Here is a 23,629-nt window from a genome sequence, read left to right as displayed (position 1 = left end):
GGCAGGTCACTACTCCACGTCGAGCTGCGCCAATCGCTCCACCGTCTCCTCGTCCAACTCCGAGAGCGCCAGCAGCTGTTCGGGCGTGACACCGTCGGGGATCGGGACGGGTGCGGGGGTCCTGAGCGGCGGCTGCCAGCCTTCCGCGGCCGTCCAGCGGCGTACGACCCGGGCCGGTGCCCCCGCCACCACCGCGTGGTCGGGCACCTCGCCGCGGACGACCGCGCCGGCGGCCACGACCACGTTCCGGCCGATCCGCGCGCCCGGCAGGATCACCGCGCCGGTGCCGATCCAGCAGCCCGGGCCGATCTCCACCGGTTCCATCCGCGGCCACTGCTTGCCGATGGGCTCGTGGGGATCGTCGTACGAGTGGTTCGTGGACGTGACGTAGACGTAGGGCCCGAAGTAGCAGTCGCTGCCGATGGTGACCGTCGTGTCGGCGATGACGTGGCTGCCGCGGCCGAGGACCACGCCGTCGCCGAGGCGCAGGATCGGGTCGGGGCCGAGGTCGAGGTCGGGCATCAGGCCCGCGGTGAGGGTGACCTGTTCGCCGACGATGCAGTGGGCGCCCAGATGGATCCAGGGTTCGCCGAAGACCGTGCCGAGCGGGAAGGCGAGTCTGGTACCGGTTCCCATCGCCCCGAAGCGGAACCGTCCCGGGGAGTCGGCGGTCACGGAGCCCGTGCGCTGCACCCAGGCCCAGCCCGCGTGCACGGCGCGCTGGACGAGACGGTGACGCCAGGATGAGAACGTGTTCTTGCGCTTCGGCACCCGCTCACCGTACTGACGGCGAGGTGCACCCATGAGGTCGAGGGGCTGTGATCTTCGCCCTACCGGGTGGCGTACGGTGCGCTGAGTACCGACGACGAGGAGAGGTCGATGACGCACGAGGCACTCATCACGGGCATCGGCGGCAGGGAGCCGAGGATCGACGAAACGGCGTTCGTGGCGCCCACGGCCTCGGTGATCGGGGACGTGACGCTGGGGGCCGGGGCGAGCGTCTGGTACGGCGCCGTCCTGCGCGGTGACGTCGAGCGGATCTCCGTCGGCGCGCGGGCCAACATCCAGGACAACTGCACACTCCACGCGGACCCGGGCTTCCCGGTCAGCATCGGTGAGCGGGTATCGGTGGGGCACAACGCGGTCGTGCACGGCGCGATCGTCGAGGACGACTGCCTGATCGGCATGGGCGCGACGGTCCTCAACGGCGCGGTGATCGGCGCCGGTTCGCTCGTCGCCGCGCAGGCGCTGGTGCCGCAGGGAATGCAGGTGCCGCCGGGCTCGCTGGTCGCGGGCGTCCCGGCGAAGGTGCGGCGGGAGCTGACCGCCGAGGAGCGCGAGGGCCTCACCCTCAACGGCACGCTCTACGCGGAGCTCGCGAAGGCGCACCGCGAGGTGCACGAGAAGCCGTAGCCCTCGCCGGGCCGACAGACGAAAAACGGACTGGCAGGCCTCAGTCGACGGCCGGGACGGGCTCCGCCTCGGCCGCCTCCCGCTGCGCCGCCGCCTTCTTCGCCTTGCGCCTGATCACCAACATCGACGCGAGCCCGAAGAGAACGGCCGCCGCGAGGCCCAGGTAGCTGAACCGCTTCAGCCAGTCCTCGGCGACCACACCGACGTAGTAGATGACCGCCGTCGTGCCGCCCGCCCAGCAGATCCCGCCGAGGACGTTGGCGATCAGGAACTTCCAGTACGGCATGTGCAGGACGCCCGCGAGCGGCCCGGCGAAGATCCGCAGCAGGGCGACGAAGCGGCCGAAGAAGACGGCCCACATGCCCCACTTCTCGAAGGACCGCTCGGCGGTGGCGATATGTCCCTCACCGAAGTGCCGTGGGAACTTCTTGCCGAGCCAGGCCAGCAGCGGCCGTCCGCCCTTGCGGCCGATCGCGTAGCCGATGGAGTCGCCGATCACGGCACCGAGGGTCGCGCAGGCGCCGAGGACGACCGGGTTGATGCCCGAGTGCTGCGAGGACAGCAGCGCCGCCGAGACCAGGACGATCTCGCCCGGCAGCGGGATGCCCAGGCTCTCCAGACCGATGACCAGTGCCACCACGGCATAGACGGCTGCCGCGGGTACCGTGTCGAGCCATTCCTGGACGTGCAACGCCGGTTCCTCCCGATTCATGACCGTTCGTGCCCTGCTCGTACCCTGCGTACGCGGGCATTCCCGGCGCGCGCCGCGCGAGGCGCACGCCGGGAAGCCTACCGGGTCACCGCGCGGCGGCACCGTCCCACAGGTCGCACCGGTGGTCCCGGTGGACGGACGTGCTGAGGACGTTCCCGCCCTTGGACGCCGTGCGCAGCGAGAGCACCACGCCCGGTGTGCGGGGCATCGGCGGCTGTCCGGCGGCCCGCGGCACACCGTCCCGTACGAAGGATCCCCAGTACGCCACCATCTGCCGCGCCAGCGCCCGCTGTTCGGCGTCGAGCGGCGACTCCAGACCGAAATGCCGGAACAGGTACTGCACTTCGTTCACGTGGGTCGCGCCGAAGTCGAAGTCGGTGTGCAGGTTGCGCAGGGAGGCGAAGGGCGGCGAGGTGAGGTCGGCGAACTCGTACGCGTAGACCGGTCCGCGCTTCGCGAGGAGGCCGTCGAGCCGCAGCGCCGGGCAGGCGAACAGGGTGTCGCCCTGGACGGTGGCGTACGCGATGGTCGGCGAGGGGTAGGCGGAGACCGGGTAGCGGGCCAGCGCCTCCTCGCCGAAGTCGGCGCGCACGGCGTCCGGGTACTGCTCGGCGGTGAGCGGGGTGCCGTTCAGGTCGAACCGGGAGAACGCGAACAGCCGTCCCTCGTCGTGGTTCGCCCCGTTCAGCACCGGCACCCCGGCGGCGGCTCCCTTCGCCAGTGCCTCCTCGGGCTGCCGTGGCAGGAAGGTCCCGCCGACCACGGGCGCCCAGTCGAAGTCGTCCTGGGCGGCGAGGATCTCGGCGGCCGACTTGCCGCGCAGACACGCGACGGTCGCGCAGCCGAGCTTCCGCGCGAAGGCGGCACCCTCGGACACGGCCGTCCGATGCGTACGGGCGCCGCAGTCGTCGTAGGCACCGCTCTCGATGATCCCGGCCCGGAACAGGCCCTTCGCGGTCGGCGAGGCGAGCTGCGTGCAGACCGAACGGCCGCCCGCCGACTCGCCGGCGATGGTCACACGGCCCGAATCTCCGCCGAAGCGACCGATGTTGGCGCGCACCCAGCGCAGGGCGGCCTGCTGGTCGAGCAGGCCGAAGTTGCCGGAGACACCGTCGCGCGCCTCGTCGTCGAGGCCCGCCGCGGCGAGGAACCCCATTGCTCCGAGGCGGTAGTTGACGGTCACGACGACGGTCCCGGTCTGCCGCGCGAAGGCGTCCGGCACGACGTCCTGCCCGGCGCCCGCGGTGAGCCCACCGCCGTGGAACCAGACCATCACCGCGCGCCGCCCGGACCCCTTCGGGACGTACACGTTCAGGTCGAGACAGTCCTCGGTGTACGAGGGCTGCTCGTATCCGGGGTCCCAACTCGACGTCTGTACGCACCTGTTGGCGAAGTCCAGCGCGGAGCGCACCCCTTGCCAGGGCCGGACGGGCTCCGGGTCCCGCCAGCGCAGCTTGCCGACCGGCGGTTCGGCGTACGGGATGCCGAGGAACTGCCGTCCCTCGGCGGTGATTCGACCGCGCACCGCGCCCGTGTCGGTGTGGACGACCGGTCCGCCGTGCGCCGCGCCCGACTCGCCGGCCGAGGCGACGGGCAAGGGCGGGACGAGCGTGACCGCGAGGGCCGTGAGAGCGACTCCGAAACGCCGCATCATCCGTGTCATCGCGCCACCTCCACGTTCGTCCACACCCGCAGATCCCCCGACGACGCCCCGACCCAGACCGCCCGGCGTCCGGTCCCGAGCACCCAGTCGTGCCGCTTCGGATCCCAGGACGACAGCGTGCGCGCGTCGACCCGCACGGTGACCCGCCGCCGCGCCCCCGCCCGCAGCGCGAGCCGCCGGTAACCGCCCAACACCCGTACCGCCTGGTCGAGTCGGAGCTCCGGCGACCGCCCGACGTACACCTGCGGCACGGCGATCCCTTCACGGCGACCGGTGTTGTGCACCGCGAAACTGACGTCGAGACCTTGCCGGGTCCAGTGCGCGGCCAGGTCGCCGTAGGAGAAGGAGGTGTACGACAGTCCGTGGCCGAAGGGGAACAGGGGCCGCACGCCCTCCGCGTCGTACCAGCGGTAGCCGACGTGGATGCCCTCCGAGTACTCCTCGATGCCGCCGACTCCCGGGTAGCGCCGCGGGTCTCCGGCCACGGGGTGGTGGTTGTCGTCGACCGGGAAGGACTGGGTGAGCCGGCCGCCGGGGTCGCAGTCGCCGTACAGGACGGCGGTGGTGGCGGCGGCGCCCTCCTGGCCCGGGTAGTACATCTGAAGGACGGCACCCGTGCCGCTCAGCCACGGCATCGACGTCGAGGACGAGGTGTTGAGGACGACCGTCGTACGCGGGTTGGCCGCCGTGACCGCCTCGATGAGCCGCGCCTGATTGCCGGGGAGCGCGACGGTCGTGCGGTCGAGGCCCTCGGTGGCGTCCTCGTAGGCGAAGAGGACGACGTCACGGGCGGCGCGTGCGACCTCGACGGCCTCGGCCACGTCCTGCGCCCGGGTGGCGGCGGTGATGCGGCGCAGCCGGAAGAGCTGTCCGGCGTCCCCGCCCTGCGCGGTGATCTGGAGCCGGTGTGCGCCCTTGGTGAGGCTCAGGGTCTTGCGGCGCACCGCCAGTCCGTCCGGCGCCGCGGAGACCAGACCGCCGGAGAAGTACTCGCCGTAGCCGGGGGCGAGCGGGAAGAGGTCCGCGCCGTCGAGGAGCACCTTGGGGCGCAGGGTGGGGACGGCGGAGTAGTGGATGACGAAGGTCCACTCCTCGGCGTCGGAGACGGTGAGCGTGCCGTCGTACGTCCAACTCGCGCCCGCGCCGACCTGTTGGCCCTCGCTGTCGAAGGCCGGGCTCAGGGCCGAGGCGGGGATCGCCTTGCCGAAAAGGTCCTCGCCGAGGGTGTAAGTGACGCTCCCCGCACGGGACTTGATGACGTCCAGCGGGCTGCCGGCGTGGTCGGGGACGACGTGCGCGCTGCCGCCGCCGCTGACGAAGGGCAGGGCGCCGGTGGGACCGACGACCGCCACGCTGCCGCCCGGGGACAGCGGGAGTGTGCGGCGCTCGTTGCGCAGCAGGGTCGCGCCCGCCTTGGCGATCTCCAGCGCGACGGCCGCGCCCGCCCGCGCGTCCCGGTCGGGGCGTGGCGGGGCGCTGCCGTCCAGCAGCCCGAAGCGGTCCATGACGGCGAGGAGGCGGCGGACGGCACGGTCGACATAGCGCTCGGGCACGCTGCCGTTGCGAACCGCGGTCCTGAGCGCCGTACCGAAATGAGTCCCGTCGGGCATCTCCATGTCGAGGCCCGCGGTGATCGCCTTGACGGTGCTGTGGGCGGCGAACCAGTCGGTCATCACCCAGCCCTCGAAGCCCCACTGCTCGCGCAGGATGTCGGTGAGCAGGGTCTTGTTCTCGCAGGAGAAGGTGCCGTTGACCTTGTTGTACGCGCCCATCACCGCACCGGTGCCGGCGTCGACGGCCGCCTCGAAGGCGCGCAACTCGCTCTCGTGCAGGGTCTGTTCGTCGACCCGCACGTCGATGGAGTCGCGGTCCTTCTCCTGGGTGTTGAGGGCGAAGTGCTTGACGGTCGCGATGAGTCCCTCGCCCTGGATGCCCTTGATCTCGGCGGCGACGAGTCCGGAGGCGAGCAGCGGATCCTCGCTGAAGGTCTCGAAGTTGCGGCCCGCGTAGGGGGTGCGGATCAGGTTGACCATCGGGGAGAGGAGGACGTCCTGGCCGAGCGCGCGGCCCTCGCGTCCGATGACCTGGCCGTAGCGGCGGGCCAGTTGGGGATCGAAGGCGGAGGCCAGCAGGACGGGGGCGGGCAGGGCGGTGGCGTGCCGGGTGACGCGGACGCCGGCGGGGCCGTCGGCGAGGCGGAGCGGGGGGATGCCGAGGCGTTTCACCCCGGGGACGTAGCCCGCCTGGCCGAGCGAGGCCGGGTCGGTGGCGCCGTGCAGCAGGGAGATCTTCTCGTCGAGGGTGAGCTTGGCGACGAGGCCTTCGACGCGGGGGCCGGCCCCCGCGTCGGGTCTGTCCAGCGCGCGGGCGGGAGGCGTGAGACCGCCTGTGGCCGCCGCGGCGACGGCGATCGATCCGCCCAGCAGACGCAGGGCGGACCGCCGGGAGACGGTGTCGGACATGGGCCGTCACTCCTTCGGTGTGCGGGCACGACGATGTGGACCGCGGTGCGCCCGGCGCCCCCGGTCCGTGTCCGTGTTCGGCAACTGAACGCACTATGCGTCAGGACCGACTTGACACCCCGTTAGACACCACTGGCGCGGCGGGAAAACTATGACCGGCGGTGACTCGTGTCAATGACCTGAACGAGAAAGGGCGCGATGCCGACAAGACCCGAAGGTGAACAGGAAAGGTGAACAGGAAAGGTGAACAGGAAGCGAGGCCGGAGACTGGGCCAGAAACGGGACCGGAAACGGGGCCACCCCGGGAGGCGCTGCGGAGAGCGTCCCGGGGTGGCTGGCCGTGCTGTGGCTCAGTGCAGACGGAGTGCCGAGCCGAGCCCTGTCGTCAGCGGGGTGGTGATCGCGGCGACCGTGTCCAGCAGGTCGGCCGGGAGCTTGCGGAGGCCGTCCGTGGTGTCGGACAGGACGGCGGGGGCCTGCGCGGGGGCCGGATCGACCGCTCCCCCGGACCCGGACTCGTCGCCGACCTGGGCGACCCGTGTCTCGTACGGCTGACCCTCGGACTGACCGTCACCGGGCAGCCCGCTCTGGGACGGCTCCGGCTGCCCCTGGAGGCCGGGCGACCCCTCGGCACCGCCCGCGGCGGAATCCCCCTCGGGCCGGCCGTTCTCCCCCGGCCCTCCGTTCTCGGTCTCCGCGCCCCCCGAGTTCCCGGCGGCGCCGCTTCCGTCGCCGCCGACGCCCGCCTCCAGCACCCACCGCTGCCGGGCGGACCCGTTCCGTCCGGCGACGACGACGTCCCCCGCCTTCTCGCCCTGGCCAGCCGCGACGAGGAGCCCCTTGCCGCCGCGCAGCAGCAACTCGCCGCGGACCGTGAGGTCGTAGCGCACCTCTCCGGCGTGCACGAGGCAGCCGGCCACGACGACCGAGCCGCCGCCGGAACCCGAGTCGGCGTCGAGGCACAGGGTCGGGTCGGCGCCGCTGCGCAGCAGCCCGTCGTCCTGGTAGGACCACTGCTGGGAGGCGGCGGTGGAGCAGTCCGCCAGCACGGCGGCGACGCCCGGCAGGGCCCGGCCGCCCTTGATGTCGAGGCAGAGATCTTCGGCGGGGTTGCGCAGCCGGCCGCGGCCGACCTCCACGGGCTGGCCGACCGAGGCGGCCGAGGGTGACGATCCGTCGGCCGAGGCACCTTCCGCCGAGCGCTGCGGGAGGGTGGTGTTGCCGCTCGGAGCACCCCAGGTGGCGTGCGGGTCGGGGACACCGTTGTCGTCGGACCAGCCCTTGGCGACGAGGACCGTCGCGAGCAGCGCGAGGGAGGCCAGACCGACACCCACGACGGCGGCCTTGGTGTGCCTGCGCGGCATGACGGGACGGTGCCGGCCGATGACCGCTGCCGGGGCCGGTCGCCCGGGCGCCACCCGCTCGGCGCTGCGGCCGGGACGCGATTCGAGATAGCGCAGGGCGCCCCAGCCGAGCACGGTCTCCGCGAGCAGTGCCCCCAACCCGCCCTCGAAATAGCTGAGTTGCTCGGCGGCGAAGCGGCAGTAACGGCAGTGCACCAGATGCTGGCGGACGTCCGGCAGCAGGGCGCCGCCCCGGCGCAGCGGGACGTCGAGGAGACGGTTGTAGAAACGACATTCCTTGGAGGGCGCGAGATCGTGGTGGGCGCGGACGCAGCCGACGCGGAATTGCTCGCGCGCCTGGTCCAGCGCGGTCAAGGCGGTACCGGGGTCCACACCCAACAGACCGGCCGGTACGGTTATGGGTTCGGCCTCGACCTCCACATGCCACAGGAGGCATTGGGAAGCGCCGGGAAGTTTGCGGAAAGCACGCTCGGCGAGCCGCCGCCTTTCGGACGTCTCGGCCCGCGCGGCCCGTAGCCCGCGACCGCCGGTGGGCTTGCGAAGTTCCGGCAGGGCGGCGGATATCCGGTCGTCCGCGACCCACTCCTTGACCGTGTCCCGCACGGCCACCAGGAGTTGGGGGCGCAGGGCGCCGCCCGCCGTCTTGTCGAGCACCCGGTGGAAGGCGGCGGTGGCGGCCATGGACGCGGGGTGCTCCACGGTGGCCAGGCATATGACGGCGTACTCGTAAGTCGCCCTCCAGTGCCGGGCCAGCAGCAACGCGCTCGCGCGGGCGCCGGGAACACTAGCCGGGCCCTGCGCCGCCTGCGCCAGGAGCTCGCGGTCGGACTCGCCGGGGTCCGACCCGGGGCGGGGCGCGTACGGAGGGAGTGGGGGGTAAGGGGATTGCACTGAACCAATTCCTTCCAAGCCGCAGGACCGACAAGGCAAATGCCTGTCCACCGGAAAGCAGGTTGCCTGAATGGTGCATACCTACGACACGCCTGACGCGGTGTGCTATAAGGCCGCTCACCTTCGCACAATCGCTTCACAAGAAACAAGAAGTTCGAGTGACCAAAGTTCAAAACGCGGAAACTTCAGATAAGTTACCGACGGTATCCGCACCCATATTCGACTTACCTGCCGGTTGGCCCTCCACATGTGTGCACGCAAAGACGGTTGGCACACCAAATCTCCAAGTTCCCGGACGGCTCCACAGCCACCTCCGAGGTCTCTCTCGGCCCGCTCTCATCCGCCCGCGCGAGCATGGGCCGCATGATCACCCCCCACACGTCGAACACCCCGACGCCAGTCCCCGCTCCGGCTCGCACGGCCGGCACGACCCGCTCGGTCCGCAAGGCCGTCGTCCCGGCGGCCGGACTCGGCACCCGGTTCCTGCCCGCGACCAAGGCCACACCCAAGGAGATGCTGCCGGTGGTCGACAAGCCGGCCATCCAGTACGTCGTCGAGGAGGCCGCCGCGGCCGGGCTCGACGACGTGCTGATGGTGACCGGTCGCCACAAGCGGGCCATCGAGGACCACTTCGACAACGCCTTCGAACTGGAGCAGGCACTCGCGGCCAAGGGCGACGCCGTACGTCTGGACGCCGTGCGCGACCCGGCCCGGCTGGCCAACATCCACCACATCCGCCAGGGCGAGCCGCTCGGCCTCGGCCACGCCGTGCTCTGCGCCCGCCGCCATGTCGGCGACGAGCCCTTCGCCGTCCTGCTCGGCGACGACCTGATCGACCCCCGCGAGACCCTGCTCAGCCGGATGCTGGACATCCGCGACCGGCACGCGGGGAGCGTGGTCGCGCTGATGGAGGTGCCGCCGGAGCAGGTCCACCTCTACGGCTGCGCGGCCGTGGAGCCCACCGACGAGGACGGCGTGGTCCGCGTCACCGGCCTGGTGGAGAAGCCGTCCCCCGAGAACGCCCCCAGCAGGTACGCGGTCATCGGCCGCTACGTCCTCGACCCGGCCGTCTTCGCCACCCTGGAACGCACCCCGCCGGGCCGCGGCGGAGAGATCCAACTCACCGACGCACTCCAGCAGTTGGCCGCCGAAGGCACCGTCCACGGGGTCGTCTTCGACGGCCTGCGCTACGACACCGGCGACAAGGCGGACTATCTGCGCACGGTGGTCAGGCTCGCCTGCGACCGCGACGACCTGGGCCCCGAATTCACCGCCTGGCTCAAGGAGTTCGTGGCGGGACTGGAGAGCGGGGAGGGAAGGAGTACGGCGGCGGGGCGACGGCTGGTGGCCTAGTCGGTCGAGGGTGCGGTCGGCTGGTGGCGCAGCCGACCGGAGCCTCGTACCGTCCCGAGCTGCCCCCGTCCCGCCCCCGGATAGGGTCGTCGACCAGGAGCTTCACGAGACCGGTCGACACACATGGGGGGGCACAAGGCATGCCTACGCCTGAGCAGATCTGGGCGGACGCCGATCTCCCCGCTCGTCGGCTCGCCGGGTTGGCTCTCAACCCGGCGACGCCGGAGACCGTCCTGCTGCGGCTGCTCGCCGACGCGCCGTTGGCGGTACGGATGGTGCTGTGCCGGGACCGGACCCTGCCGGACGCCGTCGTCGACGCGGTGATCGCGCACCCCGACACCCGCACCCGCAGCTTCTTCGCCCGTAATCCCCATGTCGATCCGGCCCAACGGGCACGGCTGGTGGACGATCCCGAGTGGTTCGTGCGCGCCCATCTCGCCGACGGACCACGGTGGGACGCCCCCACCGAGCCCAGACCCCTGCCCGACGAGACCGTCGTCCACATGCTGAGCACGTACGACAACGAGTCCCTGGGGGGCTTGCTCTACCAGCAGCTCTCCCCGGGGTTGCGTCGAGCCCTGCCCACGCACCCCGTCCCGAAGGCTCGCTGCTGGGGCATCGGCATGGGGTGGCGGTCGCTGTCCGCCGACGTCCGGGCCGCACTGCTCACGGACCCTGACGACGAGGTCCGGGAGAGTGCGCGGTGGAGCGCTCAATTCGACGATCCGGCGTGGGTGGAGGCCGAACTCCCCGACCGGTCGTGCCATGCCCGTACCGACATGCTGCTGCACGCCCCCCTCAGCAGAGCTGTGGTGAACGGTGTCCTCACGAGTCCCGTCGGCAAGGAGGACAGGGCGATGATCGCCGGCAACCCCAGCCTCCCGCCCGACGTGGTGGTCCTGTTGGCCGCCGATCCGGACCCGGAGGTACGGAGCGAGATCGCGCAGCGCGCGGACCTCGGAGCCGCCGAGCGCCACGCACTCGCCACCGACCCGGACCCGGAGGTACGCGTGACGGTCGCGCGCCGCGCCGATCTGGGACCGGCCGAGCGCCGGGCACTCGCGACGGACTCGGACCCGCGGGTCCGCCTGGCCGTGTCCGTCCACCCCGCGCTGAGCGAGGAGGAACGGGCCCGGATCGACTACGCGGTCCCCATGGACCGCCCCTTCGTCTTCCACCCCGCGTACGAGGTGTCCCGGGATCCCGAGACCGTCCGCCGGAACGCGCTCTCCAACCACCCGTTGCTGCGCCGGGAGGCGGCCAGGGACCACCTGCTGCCACCGGACCTCGTCGCACGCCTCGCCACCGACGACGACCTCGGCGTACGCGTCCTGCTGGCCCAGAACCACCCGGACGCCCCCGCGCCCCTGCTGCTGCGCAGCTTCCTCGAATACACCGGTCCCGAGCGCGACCACCTGACCACCCGGCCCGGCTTCCCGACCGACGGACTGGCCGCCTTCGCCGACCACGAGGACCCGGAGGTACGGGCCTTGGCCGCCCGCGATCCCGAGACGGAACCGGCCGTCGTCGAGCGGCTCACCCGGGATCCGGACCCTGCCGTGCGGGCCGCGGCGACGCGCCACCCGAATCTTCCATGGCCCCGGCTGGCCGAACTCCTCGACGACGAGGAGCTGGCCTTCGCGGCGGCCGCGAACCCGGCGCTGCCCTCGGACGCAATCCGCTGGTAGAGGGCCCCGGGCACGAGCTCAGCCGTTGGGACGCAACGTCCAGAGCACCGTCATCTCGCCGGTGACCGCTCCGTCCTCGCGCTGGATGGCGACCGTCACGGGGAACTCCGGGCGCTTGCCCTCGTCGAGTTCGGCGATGACGTCGGCGATGGGGCGGCCGAGGGTGGCGGTGGCCTTGACCGGGCCGAGGGCGATCTTCTTGAACGCGATCTCGGCGTTGACCGGAAGCGGCACGGCGCGCGAGAGCTGGTCGCCGAACGCGGCCAGCACGATCGCGCCGCTGGCCGACTCGCCCAGCGTGAACATGGCTCCGGCGTGCGGCCCGCCCACGTGGTTGCGGTACTCGCTCTGGTCCGGCAGCGCCAGGACGGCACGCTCCGGAGTGGTCTCCAGGTACTCCAGGTTCAGCGTGCGAACCATCGGCACCGTGGCGGCGAGCAACTCGCCGATGGACATCTGATCTGCGCTCATGACCGGCATGTTACCCACGAGTAGCGACGGGTGGCCAGATATGCGCGGTGACTCCTGTCTCGATGCCGTGCGCGACGCCGCGCCCGAGCACCCCCGTTTTGCTACGGCCCTGACAAGCCGCGGTGACCGAATCGTGTCCTGGGCGGGACTAGGGTGGCTCCCCATGTGGCCAGGACAGCAGCCGCCCGGGGGCGAGCAGAACCCGCAAGCGCAGAACAACCCGTACCAGCAGCCGGGGTACCAGCAGCCGAATCCGTATCAGCAGCCGGGATTCCAGCAGCCCAACCCCTATGCGCAGCAGCCGCAATGGGGTTCTCCGGCTCCGGTCGGCCCACCCCAGCCGCCGAGCGGTGGCGGCGGCAACCGTACGAAACTGGTCGCGATCGTGGCCGCCACGGCCGTCGTCGTGGCGGCGGGCGTCACCGGGTTCCTGGTCCTGGGCGGCGACAAGGACGACAAGGCGGACGACGCCAAGGACAAGGACACCAAGCCCTCGACGAGCGCGCCCGCCGAGCCGAGCCCGTCGGTCTCCGACGCCAACCCGCGCGGCGGGGACACGGTGAAGGCGACCATCCCGGGCTGGAAGGTCGTCACCAACCCGAAGTGGGGCACGGCCTTCGACGTACCGGCGGACTGGGAGGTGCAGTCCCCCGGCCTGACGATCGGCTTCGAGGACAGCGCCAAGAACGCCGACGCCAAGCCGCTCATCGTGATGTCCGCGCCGGCGTACTTCAAGTCCAAGTGGTGCACCTCCGACGACGACAAGGACGGCCGGACGGACGACACCCCGCTCGCCGCCGTCGGCACCAAGGGCTCGGACGGCGCCAAGGACACCAACGAGGTCGCCGTGAACCAGGTGCCCTGGTGGGTCTTCGGCGGCTACACGCAGCCCGACAAGAAGAGCCTCACCTTCGACAAGAAGGCCAAGGCGTACACGACGAAGGCCGGCATCGAGGGCAGCTACGCCTGGGCCCGCTCCAAGAACAGCCCGCAGATCGGCAAGTCGAAGTGCAACAGCGACGGCAAGGCCATCACGTTCGGCTTCAAGAACTCCGCCGGTGACTTCGTGGCCTGGAGCCTGTACGGGGCGACGGGCGTCAAGGGCGAGGTCCCGGACGCGACGATCATGAAGATCCTCAGCACGGTACGTCTGGCGGGGACGCCGACCGGAGGGTGACCGTCGCCTTCTGTGGCGCGAGGCCGTCGAAGACGATGGTGAGCATCCGCGCGCGTCCCTCCTCGTGAAGGTGGGCGCGCGCGGAGGCTTGTGAGGTGGCGACGAGCAGGGCGTAGACCTCGGGCAGTTCGACGTCGTCCCGGACGGCGCCCGCGCGTTGGGCGCGCCGGAGCAGCGCGCCGACGGCTCCACGCAGTCCGTCCGATGCACGGGCGGCGTCGCCGCCGTGGTCACCACCGGCGTCGAGCAGCGCCTCGCCTATCGCGATCTTGCCGGCCGCGTCCGCGACGAGGTGGCCGAAGAGGTCGAAGAACGCCGGGCCCGGGTCCGTGGCGTGCAGCCGTGTCTCGGCCTGCTCGCGCAGGCGGTCGAAGCGCTGCACGAGTACGGCCTCCAACAGCGCCACCTTGGTGGGGAAATGGCGGAAGACGGTGGCGATGCCGACACCCGCCAGGCGGGCGACCTCCTCGGTGGACGCGGACTGTCCGCCCTTCCCAAAGACCTCCTCGGCGACGGTCAGGATCCGCTGACGGTTGGACCGCGCGTCGACGCGCTGCGGCCGCCGGCCGCCCGTCTCCTGCTTGCCCGGGGTGCTGCTCATCGCGCTTTCCTTCGTACGCCGTTATCCGAAGTCGCGACTCCGTATACTCGGAGTCCGTACTCCGGATAGTAGTTCGATGCCACCGCCCGTCGGCGCAGACGTCAGGAGAGTGCCATGACCCAAGTCCTCAGCCCGCGCGAGGTGTTCCTCGCGCTCGTCAACGGCGTCGCGGAGGGCCGCTGGAGCGAACTGCCCGATCTGTACGCGGAGCGGACGGACGTGGTCCACCCCTTCCACCCGCTCCGAGCTGCCGCCCTCCGCTCCCGCGAGGAACTGCGCGAACACTTCACCCCGACCGACGACGTGCCCCAACTGCACCGCCGGGCAACGGACATCACGATCCACGAGACGACCGACCCCGAGGTCATCGTCGCCGAGTTCGCGTACGAGGGAACGGTGGTGGAGACCGGCGAACCCTTCAGGCTGCCGGGCATCTTCGTCCTACGGGTACGCGACGGCCAGATCATCGAGTCCCGCGACTACTTCGACCACCTCACCGGGGCCCGGGTCCGGGGCCAACTCGACGCGCTGGTCGCGGACATGCGGGCCGACAGCACCGCCTGAAGCGCCGCCGACACTACGCTTCCGTCCCGTGCAGAACACGCGGCTGGACACCGACCGGATCCGAGCAGCCCGCCGGTTGATCGACCCGGCCTTCCTCAATACTCCGCTGTACCGCTGCGAGGCGCTGGAGCCCGCTCTCGGGTGCGCGGTGAGCATCAAGCTCGAAACGGCCAACCCCGTCCGCAGCTTCAAGGCCCGCGGCACCGAAGTGGTCGCGAGCCTGCTCGCCGACAGCGGCAGGCGAGCCGCGGTGTGCGCCAGCTCGGGCAACCTCGGCCAGGCCCTCGCCTGGTCCGGCCGCGCCCGAGGACTCGACGTGACCGTCGTGTCGTCCCGCTTCGCGACCGCGGCCAAGCTCGATCGCATCCGCGCGTTGGACGCCAGGCTGGAACTGGTGGACGGCGACCACGAGTTGGCCCGCGAGCGGGCGGCGGACATCGCGCGGGCCGACGGCATCCGGCTGGTCGAGGACAGCTTGGACATCGAGACCTGCGAGGGCGCGGCGACCATCGGCCTGGAACTGGTCGACACCGAGCCGAAGTTCGACACCGTCCTGGTCGCTCTCGGCGGCGGGGCACTGGCCACCGGAGTGGGCCATGTCCTCAAGACCTTCGCGCCCGAAGTCGAGTTGATCTGCGTCCAGCCCCTGGGCGCACCGGCGATGGCCCACTCCTGGCGGAACCGCCGAGTCATCACCACCGACTCCACCGACACGATCGCCGACGGCGTCGACGGCCGCCGCCCCATCCCGGCCGTCCTGGACGACCTCCTCCTGGTCGCCGACGACGCCGTCCTGGTCCAGGAGTCCTCGATCATCACCGCCATGCGCATGCTCTTCAACCAGGCCGGCCTCGTAGTCGAACCCTCGGCCGCCCTCGGCATCGCAGCCCTCCTGGAAAACCCCACCCGCTTCGCCGGCCGCCATGTGGTCACCGTGGTGTGCGGGAGCAACGTTGATGTGGAGGCGTATCACCGGTGGGTCGGGACGGGTCGCATCGGCGAGTCCTGACCAACTCAGCACGCCTGCTCAGCTGTTGTCGATGGCATGGACCAACGCCCATACGAAGCCGTACAGGACCAGGCCCAGATAGATGGTGGCACCCCAGGCCAGTACGCAGCCATGCTTCCAACTGCGCTCCGGGGAGCTCCTGATGACCCAGGCGTTGTAGGCCACCGCGACGACTCCGAAGAGCAGGAACCCGCCGAGGATCCACACATCGGAGAAGGTGACCTCGCCCGGCCCTGTGACTTCAGCCAATACCGAACGCCCCCTCCGGCGGCTCGGGTGACGGTACCGCGTCCTCGTCCCGTACCGGCTGCGCTCCGCGCATGAAATCCCGTAGGGCGGCGCCCTGTTCGACCCGGGCCGGGAACGCGTCGGCGGCTGTGAGGCGGGTCAGTGCGGTGGTGTTCACGGGGTGGTGGGCGGCGATCAGTACCGCGTTGCCGAAGCGGCGGCCGCGCAGGACGGCCGGTTCGGCGATCAGGACCAACTCTTCGAACACCGTGGCGAAGGTGGCGAGTTGGGAGCGCAGGAAGGCGAACGGCGTGGCATCGGCGAGGTTCGCCAGATAGACGCCTGCTCCGCGCAGCACCCGGTCGGCCTCGCGCGCGTAACCCACGGACGTGAACTGCGCCGGGACCCGTGAGCCGCCGAAGACGTCGGCCACGAGGACGTCGGCGGAGTCCGCGGGGGCCGATTCCAGCCAGGCTCGGGCGTCCGCGGTGTGCAGGGCGATGTCGCCACCGGCGGGGAGCGGCAGGTGTTCCACGACCAGGTCCAGCAGGCCCCGGTCCCTCTCGACGACCTGCTGCCGGGAGCCCGGCCGGGTCGCGGCCACATACCGCGGCAGTGTCAGCGCCCCGCCGCCGAGGTGCAGGACGTCCAGCGGACGCCCCGGCTCGGCGACGGTGTCCAGTACGTGCCCCAGCCGTCGTACGTACTCGAACTCCAGGTACGCCGGTTCGTCCAGATCGACGTACGACTGCGGCGCCCCGTCGACCGTCAGCAACCACGCCCGCTTCCGGTCGACGTCGGGCATCAGCTTGGCGGTGCCGTGATCGACATCGCGCATCACGGGTATGGGCTCGCTCACGCCCTCATTGTCTCCGGTGCTGGAAGTCGACGTCGCGGATACACCCCTGAAAGGGGCGCGGGGAACTGCGCGACCAGCCACAGCGGGCCCGCAGTCCCCCACTCACCTCATCCCCCCTCACACAAGGGCGGTCACCGTCCCGGCCCCGACGGTCCGACCACCCTCACGGATGGCGAACCCCAGACCCGGCTCCAGCGGAACGTCCCGCCCCAGCTCAACGGTCATCGTGACCGTCTCCCCGGGCCGCACGACCCCCACCTCACCGAGGTCGACATCGCCCACCACATCCGCGGTCCGGATGTAGAACTGCGGCCGGTACCCGGTCGCGACCGGCGTCGTCCGCCCACCCTCACGCGTGGACAGGACGTACACCTGGGCGGCGAAGCGCCGACTGGGCACGACGCTCCCCGGCGCGGCGACCACATGCCCGCGCCGCACGGCGTCCCGCGGCACCCCGCGGAGCAGCAACGCCACGTTGTCGCCGGCCTGCGCCTCGTCCATGGGCTTGCCGAAGGTCTCCAGGCCGGTGACGACGCTCTCCAGCCCGGCGCCGAGCACTTCGACCCGGTCGCCCACCCGCACGACTCCACGCTCGACCGCGCCCGTCACGACCGTCCCCCGGCCGGTGATGGTGAGCACGTTCTCCACCGGCAGCAGGAACGGCGCGTCCAAGTACCGCTCGGGCATGGGCACATACGTGTCCACGGCGTCGAGCAGCGCCTCGATGGACGCCGTCCAGCGCGGGTCGCCCTCCAGCGCCTTCAGTCCGGAGACCCGTACGACGGGTACGGCGTCGCCGCCGTAGCCCTGCGCGGTGAGCAGCTCGCGGACCTCCAGCTCGACGAGGTCGGTGAGCTCCTCGTCGCCCGCGTCGGCCTTGTTCAGGGCGACGACGATGTGGTCGACGCCCACCTGGCGGGCGAGCAGGACGTGTTCGGCGGTCTGCGGCATGATCCCGTCGACCGCGGAGACGACGAGGATCGCCCCGTCGAGCTGCGCGGCGCCGGTGACCATGTTCTTGACGTAGTCGGCGTGGCCCGGCATGTCCACGTGCGCGTAGTGCCGGGTGTCGGTCTCGTACTCGACGTGCGAGATGTTGATGGTGATACCGCGGGCCGCCTCCTCCGGGGCGCGGTCGATGCGGTCGAACGGCACGAAGGTGCCGGTGCCGCGCTCGGCGAGCACCTTGGTGATGGCGGCGGTCAGAGTGGTCTTGCCGTGGTCGACGTGGCCCATGGTGCCGATGTTGAGATGCGGTTTGGTGCGCACGTATGCCGTCTTGGGCATGGCTGTACCTCGAAGCCTCTTCAGTGGTGAAAAGCGGGGACCCCAAGGACTCGCCGACCCTCCCCCTGCGGGGTCCGCCGGACGATCCGGAGAGGGTCAGCTTCGAGCGCCGTCGACTGCGGCGACGATGACGGGAACGGCAGCCTTCGGGGCATCCGCACCTGCGGATGCTGCGAGAGGGAAGGCGTACCGGAACATGGCTCCGATTATTGCCGACGCCCTGCCCAGGGGCGAATGGTTTTCTCCACGGGCGAATTCGAACCCCCGTGGGCTTCAGGCTCCCGCCCGGTTCAGGCCCCGCCGATGTTCTTCAGCGCCTCCCGCACCGACAGCGGCGCGAACCGCCCCCGCTCCCGCGCCAGGAACTCCCGTACGGCCTCCGGGTCGGTCTTGGCGTACTCGCGCAGGCACCAGCCGATGGCCTTGCGGATGAAGAAGTCGGGGTGTCCTGACTGGCGCAGGCAGTACGCGAAGAGGCGTTCGGTGTCGGTGCGTTCCTTGTAGCGCAGCTGGTGGAGCAGGGCGGTGCGGGCGATCCAGAGGTCGTCGTCGCCGATCCAGGCGTCCATGTCCGCGGCCAGTGTCCGGTCGGCCGCGACCAGGCCGCCGACGACATGGGCGGCGAGCGCGTCCACGGTGTCCCACCAGGGGACGGTCGACACGAGGTGCCGGGCCACCGGCAGGAAGCCGGACGTGCACACGCGCGCGTGGCGGCGCAGATAGTCGACCGCGAAGTACTGGTACTCGCGCTCGGGCAGTCGCCAGCAGCGCAGGGCGATCGCAATGCAGTCGGCCTCGGCGGGGCGCGGCAGGCCGTCCTCGACGGTGCGGGACAGGGCGCGGCGCACGGGGGTGGTCAGGCCCAGGAAGGGGGCCACGTCCTTCATGTACGCCCGCATCGCAGCGGCGCGCTCCGGATCGGCCGCGGCGGCGTATGCGGCCGTCAGCCGTTCCAGCACGGTGTCCGCGAGTGTGCTGAACGGCACGTCCGATGTGCTCGTGTCTGTGACGTTCATGAGACGAACCATACGGCGATCACACACATGCGTCCGTTAGTGTCGCGGGCATGCTCGATGCCACCACCCGCTCTGGTGACACCGCCACGGTCTCTCCCCGGGCCACCGCCACGGAGCTTCTCCTTCCCGTGCGCGTAGTCACCGTCCCAGCACCGACGAGCCCGCTCGCGCGCTGCGGAAGAGTGCTGCGCTCGCCCTGGTCCCGGTTCTCGCTGCTGCTCACACTGCTCGCGGCGGCCGGTTCGAGCGTGCTGCTCTTCAAGCCGCAGAAGCTGCTGGCCGACGGGTGGCCACCCCACGTGGGCGGGCTCATGGCGGCCCTCGTGTTCGCCGCGGCGTACGGGCTGGTCACGGTGGCGTTCGTACCGCGTCCCCTGCTGAACCTGGCCGCGGGTGCGGTGTTCGGCTCGGCGGTGGGTCTGGGCACGGCGCTGGTGGGGACCGTGCTGGGCGCCGGGCTCGCCTTCGGACTGGGCCGGGTGCTGGGCCAGGACGCCCTGCGGCCCCTGCTGCGCGGGCGGCTGCTGACGGCGGCGGACGGGCAGTTGAGCCGGCACGGGATGCGCTCGATGCTGGCGGCGCGACTGTTCCCCGGGCTGCCGTTCTGGGGTGTGAACTACGCCGCCGCCGTCTCGCGGATGGGGTGGACGTCCTTCCTGGTGGCGACCGCGCTGGGCTCGATCCCGAACACGGCCGCCTACGTCGTCGCCGGCGCCCGCGCCTCCGCCCCGACCTCGCCGATCTTCCTGATCGCGCTGGCCTCCATCGCGCTGCCGACGGTGGCGGGCGCGGTGATGGCCTGGCGCAAGCGCCACCACCTGCGCAAGCCCTGACGCCCCCTCATCCTGCTCCGATCCCTCAAATCCCTTCCAGGATCATCGCGTTGGCGAGCCCGCCCGCCTCGCACATCGTTTGCAGCGCGTAGCGGGTGCCGCGTTCGCGCATCGCGTGCACCAGGGTGGTCGTCAGCCGGGTGCCGCTGGCGCCGAGCGGGTGGCCGAGGGCGATCGCGCCGCCGTGCACGTTGACCTTGGCGAGGTCGGCGCCCGTCTCCTGCTGCCAGGCCAGCACGACGCTGGAGAACGCCTCGTTGACCTCGAACAGGTCGATGTCGTCGAGGTTCAGGCCGGCCCTGCGCAGCACCTTCTCGGTCGCCGGTATGACGCCGGTGAGCATGAGCAGCGGGTCGGAGCCGGTGACGGCGAAGCTGTGCAGCCGGGCCAGCGGGCGCAGGCCGAGACGGGCCGCGGTCTCGCTGGAGGTGACGAGCACGGCCGAGGCGCCGTCGTTGATCGGGCTGGCGTTGCCCGCGGTGACGTTCCACTCGATCTGCGGGAAGCGCTCGGCGAAGGCGGGGTCGTAGTACGCGGGCTTGAGGCCGGCGAGGACCTCGGTGGTGCTGTCGGGCCGGACGCACTCGTCACGCGCCACCCCGTCCAGCGGCGCGACCTCCGCGTCGAACAGGCCGGCCTGCCAGGCGGCCGCCGCCTTCCGGTGCGAGGAGACCGCGAAGGCGTCCATCCGGTCCCTGGTGATCGACCACTTGGCGGAGATCAGCTCGGCGCTGATGCCCTGCGGGACCAGGCCCTCCGGGTAGCGCTCGGCGACTCCGGGGCCGAAGGGGTCCTTGCCTGGCGGCACGTTCGACCACATCGGCACCCGGCTCATCGACTCGACGCCACAGGCGACGACGAGGTCGTACGCCCCCGAGATGACGCCCTGGGCCGCGAAGTGCACCGCCTGCTGGGAGGAACCGCACTGCCGGTCCACGGTGGTCGCGGGGACCGTGTCCGGGAAGCCCGCCGACAGAAGGGCGTAGCGGGTGGTGTTCATGGCCTGCTCGCCGACCTGGTCGACGGTGCCGCCGATGACGTCGTCGATCAGCGCCGGGTCGACGCCGGAGCGCTCGACGAGGGTGCGCAGGGTGTGGGCGAGGAGTTCCACCGGGTGGACGTGGGCGAGGGAGCCGTTCGGCTTGCCCTTGCCCACGGGGGTGCGTACGGCTTCGACGATGACTGCGTCGCGCATGGTGCCGGCCTCCTGTGACTACGCCGCCTACTAGTGAGTAGGAAATCCAAACTCACCATAGCTCCGCGAGTTGGAAAATCAAACCCTCCCCTACACTGGGCGTATGTCCGCCGCCAAAACCCCGCGCCCCTGTTCCATCGCCGACACCCTGGCGCTCGTCGGCGAGAAGTACTCCTTGCTCGTCCTGCGCGAGGTCTGCCTGGGCAACGGCCGCTTCGACCAGCTGGTGCGCAACATCGGCGCCCCGCGCGACATCCTGACCACCCGGCTGCGCCGACTCGTCGACGTGGGGATCCTGACGAAGCGCGTCTACAGCGAGCGCCCGCAGCGCTTCGAGTACCGGCCCACACAGGCAGGGCTTGAGCTGGAGCCGGTCCTGATGACCCTCATGGAGTGGGGCGACCGCCATCTCCGTACGGAGGACGAACGCCCCATGGTGATAGAGCACGTCTGCGGCAACGAACTGGTCCCGGTCGTCACCTGCCGGGCCTGCGGCGACGAGGTGCGCCACGAAGACCTCACCGCCCACCCCCAGGTTCCGGGATGGACGGTGAAGGGTCCGACGGCGGCGTAGCGCCGCAGCTGTCTGATCCAGATCTACCGACGATGACTCACCAGGGGTGCGCCGCCAGGTACTTGGCGATCTCCTCGCGCTCCCACGCCCCGTCGGCCACGACGACCCGGTAGCGGCGGGTGAGGGTGTCGCCGGGGGCGAGCTCCAGTTCGTCGTAGAAGGACCACGACGGGGCGATGCCGGCGAAGGGCTCGTTGCGGACGAACCAGTGGGCGGGGTGGACGCCTTCGGCCCCCGTGTGGTCGTTCTCCGGGGCGTGCGCGAAGACGAGCGTGGCGTGGCCGTCGGTGCCGTCGTGCTCGCCGGAGAGGGCGAGCCAGGGCCCCTGGGTGCCCATCAGGTCCGGTCCCTCGCCGTCGGGCCCGATGATGCGACCGTCACGGAAGGCGCGCGGGCCACGCCAGAACAGCCCTGTGTAGCCCGCCGACGCACGCCCCGCGGTGGTCGGACTGCCGAACCGCAGCGGCTCGTCACGCCGGTTGGTGACCGCGCTCGTCCAGGTCAGCGCCCAGGAGCCGGCCCCCGGATCCACGTCGTGGACCTCGATCCGGCGCTCCTCCTCGGCCCACAGTTCCCCGTCGTACGGATGCCAGGTGAGCCGTTCGGCGATCACGGCCCGGTCCTCGTGCGCGGCGACCGCGTCGAAGCCGACGTGCGTCATCGAGCCGACGCGCTCGGGGAGTTCGAGGTAGCCCTCGCCGTGGACGTAGGAGTTGCCGCCCCACAGGTTGGCGCCGGACAGATGCGAGGCCGTGAGCTGGAGGCCCTTGTGCCAGCGGTGGTCGTTGGGCCGGTAGTCGGTGACGACGTCGCCGGCCAGGGTGCGGATCGGGTGGAGGTACGGCTTCGGCGCCTCCCAGGCGGCCTCGGCGGCGTACACGTAACTCAACAGCTCGACGCCGGTGGCCGGTTCGGTGAGGGTGATCCGGTCGCCGTGGGCGTGGACCAGGCGCAGTCCTGTCATGCGGACACCGCCTTCGCGGCGGCGGGGGCCCAGCCGGGCGCGTTGCCGTGCATCGCCGTGTGGAAGGGGTCGCCGGGGCCGATCTCGCCCGCCTCGACCGTCGCGTCCGTGAACGCCGCCTTGTAGAGCGCCGCGATCAGCTCCAGGCTGGTGCGCCCGTCCGCCCCGCTGCTGCGCGGCCGCTCCCCCGCGCGCATGCTCGCGACCAGTTCCCGCAGTTGCGCGAGGTGCGAACTGGGTACGTCCGGACCGAAGTCCCGCCATCCGGCGAGCTCGTCGGCCGGCACGCCCGGAGCCGGGGTGATGCGCCAGTTCGCGTTGGAGTGGCCGTAGAGATGGGTCAGTTCGACGGTGGCGCGTTCGCAGTCGATGCGGATGCGGCTGACCTCGTCGGGGCTCAGGACGCTGTTGACGACCGTCGCCATTGCGCCGTTCTCGAAGCGGACCAGCGCGGTCGAGACGTCCTCGGTCTCGACGTCGTGCACGAGACGGCCGGCCATCGCGCGCACCTCGCGCCACGGGCCGAGCAGGTCGAGCAGCAGGTCCATCTGATGGATGCCGTGGCCCATGGCGGGCCCGCCGCCCTCGGTCGCCCAGCGACCGCGCCAGGGCACCGCGTAGTAGGCGGTGTCCCGGTACCAGGTGGTCTGGCAGTGCGCCACGAGCGGCCGGCCCAGCGCACCGCTCGCCAGCAGCCCGCGCACATGGCTGGACGCCGAACCGAAGCGGTGCTGGAAGACGATCGAGGCGTAGGGACCGCCGTCCGTACCCTCCTCGGCCTCCACCGCCGCGTAGTCCGCGAGCGTCGGCACCGGCGGCTTCTCGCACCACACCCAGGCCCCGGCGCGCAGCGCGGCGATCGTCTGCGCGCGGTGCAGGGTCGGCGGGGTGCAGATGGTGACCAGGTCGGGCCGCTCTTCCCGGAGCATCAGGTCCAGATCGGTGTACGCGTTCGGGACACCGCCCTCCCGGCAGAACTCCTCGACCGCGATGGCATCGATGTCAACGGCGGCGACGACCTCCGTCTCCCCCTCCTCGGCAAGCTGGGCGAGCGCGGGCAGATGGGAGCCGCGGCCGATGGCGCCGGTACCGATGACGGCGGCCCGGACGCGCCGGCCGGCCAGGGGGGTCGCAGGTGTGGACATGGACGAGATCAGCACTCCTCGGGGACGACGAGCCGACGAGAGGGCAGGACGAACGGCACGGCCGTTGTTACGACGACCGCGCAGCAAGCGCTTTCCCCTCCCCTGAAACGTAAGCTGCGCCCCCATCGCAGGTCAACACCCTGTTGCGGGAGCGGTCGGC

At 71.4% G+C, this 23,629-nt stretch carries 22 protein-coding genes; 8 read left to right on the top strand and 14 right to left on the bottom strand.

Annotated elements, in window-relative coordinates; genetic code table 11:
- Positions 1-9 precede the first annotated feature (9 nt).
- Positions 10-804, bottom strand: coding sequence for an acyltransferase (locus tag ACIP6U_RS33575; protein ID WP_401725812.1), 795 nt, complete (start codon positions 802-804; stop codon positions 10-12).
- Positions 805-879: 75 nt separating this feature from the next.
- On the opposite strand from ACIP6U_RS33575, the gene ACIP6U_RS33570 reads away from it, so the two are divergent.
- Positions 880-1,413: a gamma carbonic anhydrase family protein gene (locus ACIP6U_RS33570; RefSeq protein WP_401725810.1), complete on the top strand. Its 534-nt coding sequence runs from the start codon at positions 880-882 to the stop codon at positions 1,411-1,413.
- A gap of 40 nt (positions 1,414-1,453) precedes the next feature.
- On the opposite strand, the gene ACIP6U_RS33565 is transcribed toward ACIP6U_RS33570, so the two are convergent.
- The 4 genes from ACIP6U_RS33565 to ACIP6U_RS33550 all read right to left on the bottom strand — a co-directional run bounded on the left by ACIP6U_RS33565 (position 1,454) and on the right by ACIP6U_RS33550 (position 8,295).
- Positions 1,454-2,104 carry a DedA family protein gene (locus ACIP6U_RS33565; protein WP_124000551.1) on the bottom strand — a complete coding sequence of 217 codons (651 nt, stop codon included), beginning with the start codon at positions 2,102-2,104 and terminating at the stop codon, positions 1,454-1,456.
- Positions 2,105-2,210: 106 nt separating this feature from the next.
- Positions 2,211-3,788: a carboxylesterase/lipase family protein gene (locus tag ACIP6U_RS33560; protein WP_401725808.1), complete on the bottom strand. Its 1,578-nt coding sequence runs from the start codon at positions 3,786-3,788 to the stop codon at positions 2,211-2,213.
- Complete coding sequence (locus tag ACIP6U_RS33555) at positions 3,785-6,250, bottom strand: beta-glucosidase (protein ID WP_401725806.1); 2,466 nt, start codon at positions 6,248-6,250, stop codon at positions 3,785-3,787. Before ACIP6U_RS33555 ends, ACIP6U_RS33560 begins: the two co-directional genes overlap by 4 nt.
- 350 nt (positions 6,251-6,600) lie before the next feature.
- On the bottom strand, positions 6,601-8,295 hold the full coding sequence (locus ACIP6U_RS33550; RefSeq protein ID WP_401725804.1) for a ricin-type beta-trefoil lectin domain protein: 1,695 nt from the start codon (positions 8,293-8,295) through the stop codon (positions 6,601-6,603).
- Between the two features lie 573 nt (positions 8,296-8,868).
- Between ACIP6U_RS33550 and galU the strand changes: the two genes are divergently transcribed.
- Both galU and ACIP6U_RS33540 read left to right on the top strand, forming a co-directional pair.
- The gene (gene galU, locus ACIP6U_RS33545; protein WP_401725802.1) at positions 8,869-9,858 is read left to right on the top strand and encodes a UTP--glucose-1-phosphate uridylyltransferase GalU; all 990 of its coding nucleotides are present in this window, start codon (positions 8,869-8,871) and stop codon (positions 9,856-9,858) included.
- A gap of 140 nt (positions 9,859-9,998) precedes the next feature.
- Positions 9,999-11,546: a hypothetical protein gene (locus ACIP6U_RS33540; RefSeq protein ID WP_401725800.1), complete on the top strand. Its 1,548-nt coding sequence runs from the start codon at positions 9,999-10,001 to the stop codon at positions 11,544-11,546.
- 18 nt (positions 11,547-11,564) lie between these two features.
- On the opposite strand, the gene ACIP6U_RS33535 is transcribed toward ACIP6U_RS33540, so the two are convergent.
- Positions 11,565-12,002, bottom strand: a complete 438-nt coding sequence (locus ACIP6U_RS33535; RefSeq protein ID WP_401726178.1) for a DUF4442 domain-containing protein — start codon at positions 12,000-12,002, stop codon at positions 11,565-11,567.
- Positions 12,003-12,180: 178 nt separating this feature from the next.
- Between ACIP6U_RS33535 and ACIP6U_RS33530 the strand changes: the two genes are divergently transcribed.
- The gene (locus tag ACIP6U_RS33530) at positions 12,181-13,194 is read left to right on the top strand and encodes a hypothetical protein (protein ID WP_401725798.1); all 1,014 of its coding nucleotides are present in this window, start codon (positions 12,181-12,183) and stop codon (positions 13,192-13,194) included.
- Here ACIP6U_RS33530 and ACIP6U_RS33525 read toward each other — a convergent pair.
- Positions 13,154-13,795 (bottom strand): TetR/AcrR family transcriptional regulator, encoded by a 642-nt coding sequence (locus ACIP6U_RS33525; protein ID WP_401725796.1) that lies wholly within the window; start codon positions 13,793-13,795, stop codon positions 13,154-13,156. The genes ACIP6U_RS33530 and ACIP6U_RS33525 overlap by 41 nt on opposite strands.
- A gap of 114 nt (positions 13,796-13,909) precedes the next feature.
- On the opposite strand from ACIP6U_RS33525, the gene ACIP6U_RS33520 reads away from it, so the two are divergent.
- Together ACIP6U_RS33520 and ACIP6U_RS33515 are read left to right on the top strand one after the other, a co-directional pair.
- Entirely contained in the window at positions 13,910-14,359 is a 450-nt protein-coding gene (locus tag ACIP6U_RS33520) for a nuclear transport factor 2 family protein (RefSeq protein WP_401725794.1), read from the top strand.
- Between the two features lie 28 nt (positions 14,360-14,387).
- Positions 14,388-15,368 (top strand): threonine/serine dehydratase, encoded by a 981-nt coding sequence (locus tag ACIP6U_RS33515; RefSeq protein ID WP_401725792.1) that lies wholly within the window; start codon positions 14,388-14,390, stop codon positions 15,366-15,368.
- 18 nt (positions 15,369-15,386) lie between these two features.
- Here the strand turns inward: ACIP6U_RS33515 and ACIP6U_RS33510 are convergent, their stop codons facing one another.
- The 4 genes from ACIP6U_RS33510 to ACIP6U_RS33495 form a co-directional block, all read right to left on the bottom strand.
- Positions 15,387-15,617, bottom strand: a complete 231-nt coding sequence (locus tag ACIP6U_RS33510) for a hypothetical protein (RefSeq protein ID WP_401725790.1) — start codon at positions 15,615-15,617, stop codon at positions 15,387-15,389.
- Complete coding sequence (locus ACIP6U_RS33505; protein WP_401725788.1) at positions 15,610-16,455, bottom strand: spermidine synthase; 846 nt, start codon at positions 16,453-16,455, stop codon at positions 15,610-15,612. The genes ACIP6U_RS33510 and ACIP6U_RS33505 overlap by 8 nt, the downstream gene beginning before the upstream one ends.
- A gap of 117 nt (positions 16,456-16,572) precedes the next feature.
- Positions 16,573-17,742, bottom strand: a complete 1,170-nt coding sequence (gene tuf, locus ACIP6U_RS33500) for an elongation factor Tu (protein WP_401725787.1) — start codon at positions 17,740-17,742, stop codon at positions 16,573-16,575.
- Positions 17,743-18,032: 290 nt separating this feature from the next.
- Positions 18,033-18,758: a DNA alkylation repair protein gene (locus tag ACIP6U_RS33495; protein WP_401725786.1), complete on the bottom strand. Its 726-nt coding sequence runs from the start codon at positions 18,756-18,758 to the stop codon at positions 18,033-18,035.
- 50 nt (positions 18,759-18,808) lie between these two features.
- On the opposite strand from ACIP6U_RS33495, the gene ACIP6U_RS33490 reads away from it, so the two are divergent.
- Complete coding sequence (locus ACIP6U_RS33490; RefSeq protein WP_401725785.1) at positions 18,809-19,591, top strand: TVP38/TMEM64 family protein; 783 nt, start codon at positions 18,809-18,811, stop codon at positions 19,589-19,591.
- A 25-nt stretch (positions 19,592-19,616) separates the two neighbouring features.
- Here ACIP6U_RS33490 and ACIP6U_RS33485 read toward each other — a convergent pair whose 3' ends face one another.
- Positions 19,617-20,786, bottom strand: a complete 1,170-nt coding sequence (locus tag ACIP6U_RS33485) for a thiolase family protein (protein WP_401725783.1) — start codon at positions 20,784-20,786, stop codon at positions 19,617-19,619.
- Between the two features lie 103 nt (positions 20,787-20,889).
- Between ACIP6U_RS33485 and ACIP6U_RS33480 the strand changes: the two genes are divergently transcribed.
- On the top strand, positions 20,890-21,360 hold the full coding sequence (locus tag ACIP6U_RS33480; protein WP_401725781.1) for a winged helix-turn-helix transcriptional regulator: 471 nt from the start codon (positions 20,890-20,892) through the stop codon (positions 21,358-21,360).
- A 37-nt stretch (positions 21,361-21,397) separates the two neighbouring features.
- Here ACIP6U_RS33480 and ACIP6U_RS33475 read toward each other — a convergent pair whose 3' ends face one another.
- Both ACIP6U_RS33475 and ACIP6U_RS33470 read right to left on the bottom strand, forming a co-directional pair.
- On the bottom strand, positions 21,398-22,324 hold the full coding sequence (locus ACIP6U_RS33475) for a PmoA family protein (RefSeq protein ID WP_401725779.1): 927 nt from the start codon (positions 22,322-22,324) through the stop codon (positions 21,398-21,400).
- The gene (locus ACIP6U_RS33470; protein ID WP_401725777.1) at positions 22,321-23,469 is read right to left on the bottom strand and encodes a Gfo/Idh/MocA family protein; all 1,149 of its coding nucleotides are present in this window, start codon (positions 23,467-23,469) and stop codon (positions 22,321-22,323) included. The genes ACIP6U_RS33475 and ACIP6U_RS33470 overlap by 4 nt, the downstream gene beginning before the upstream one ends.
- Positions 23,470-23,629 lie beyond the last annotated feature (160 nt).

The sequence above is a fragment of the Streptomyces sp. NPDC088794 genome (assembly GCF_044750545.1).
Taxonomy (GTDB): Bacteria; Actinomycetota; Actinomycetes; order Streptomycetales; family Streptomycetaceae; genus Streptomyces.
Note: the sequence above shows the minus strand (reverse complement) of the source record. Positions and strands in the feature narration are given on the sequence as shown.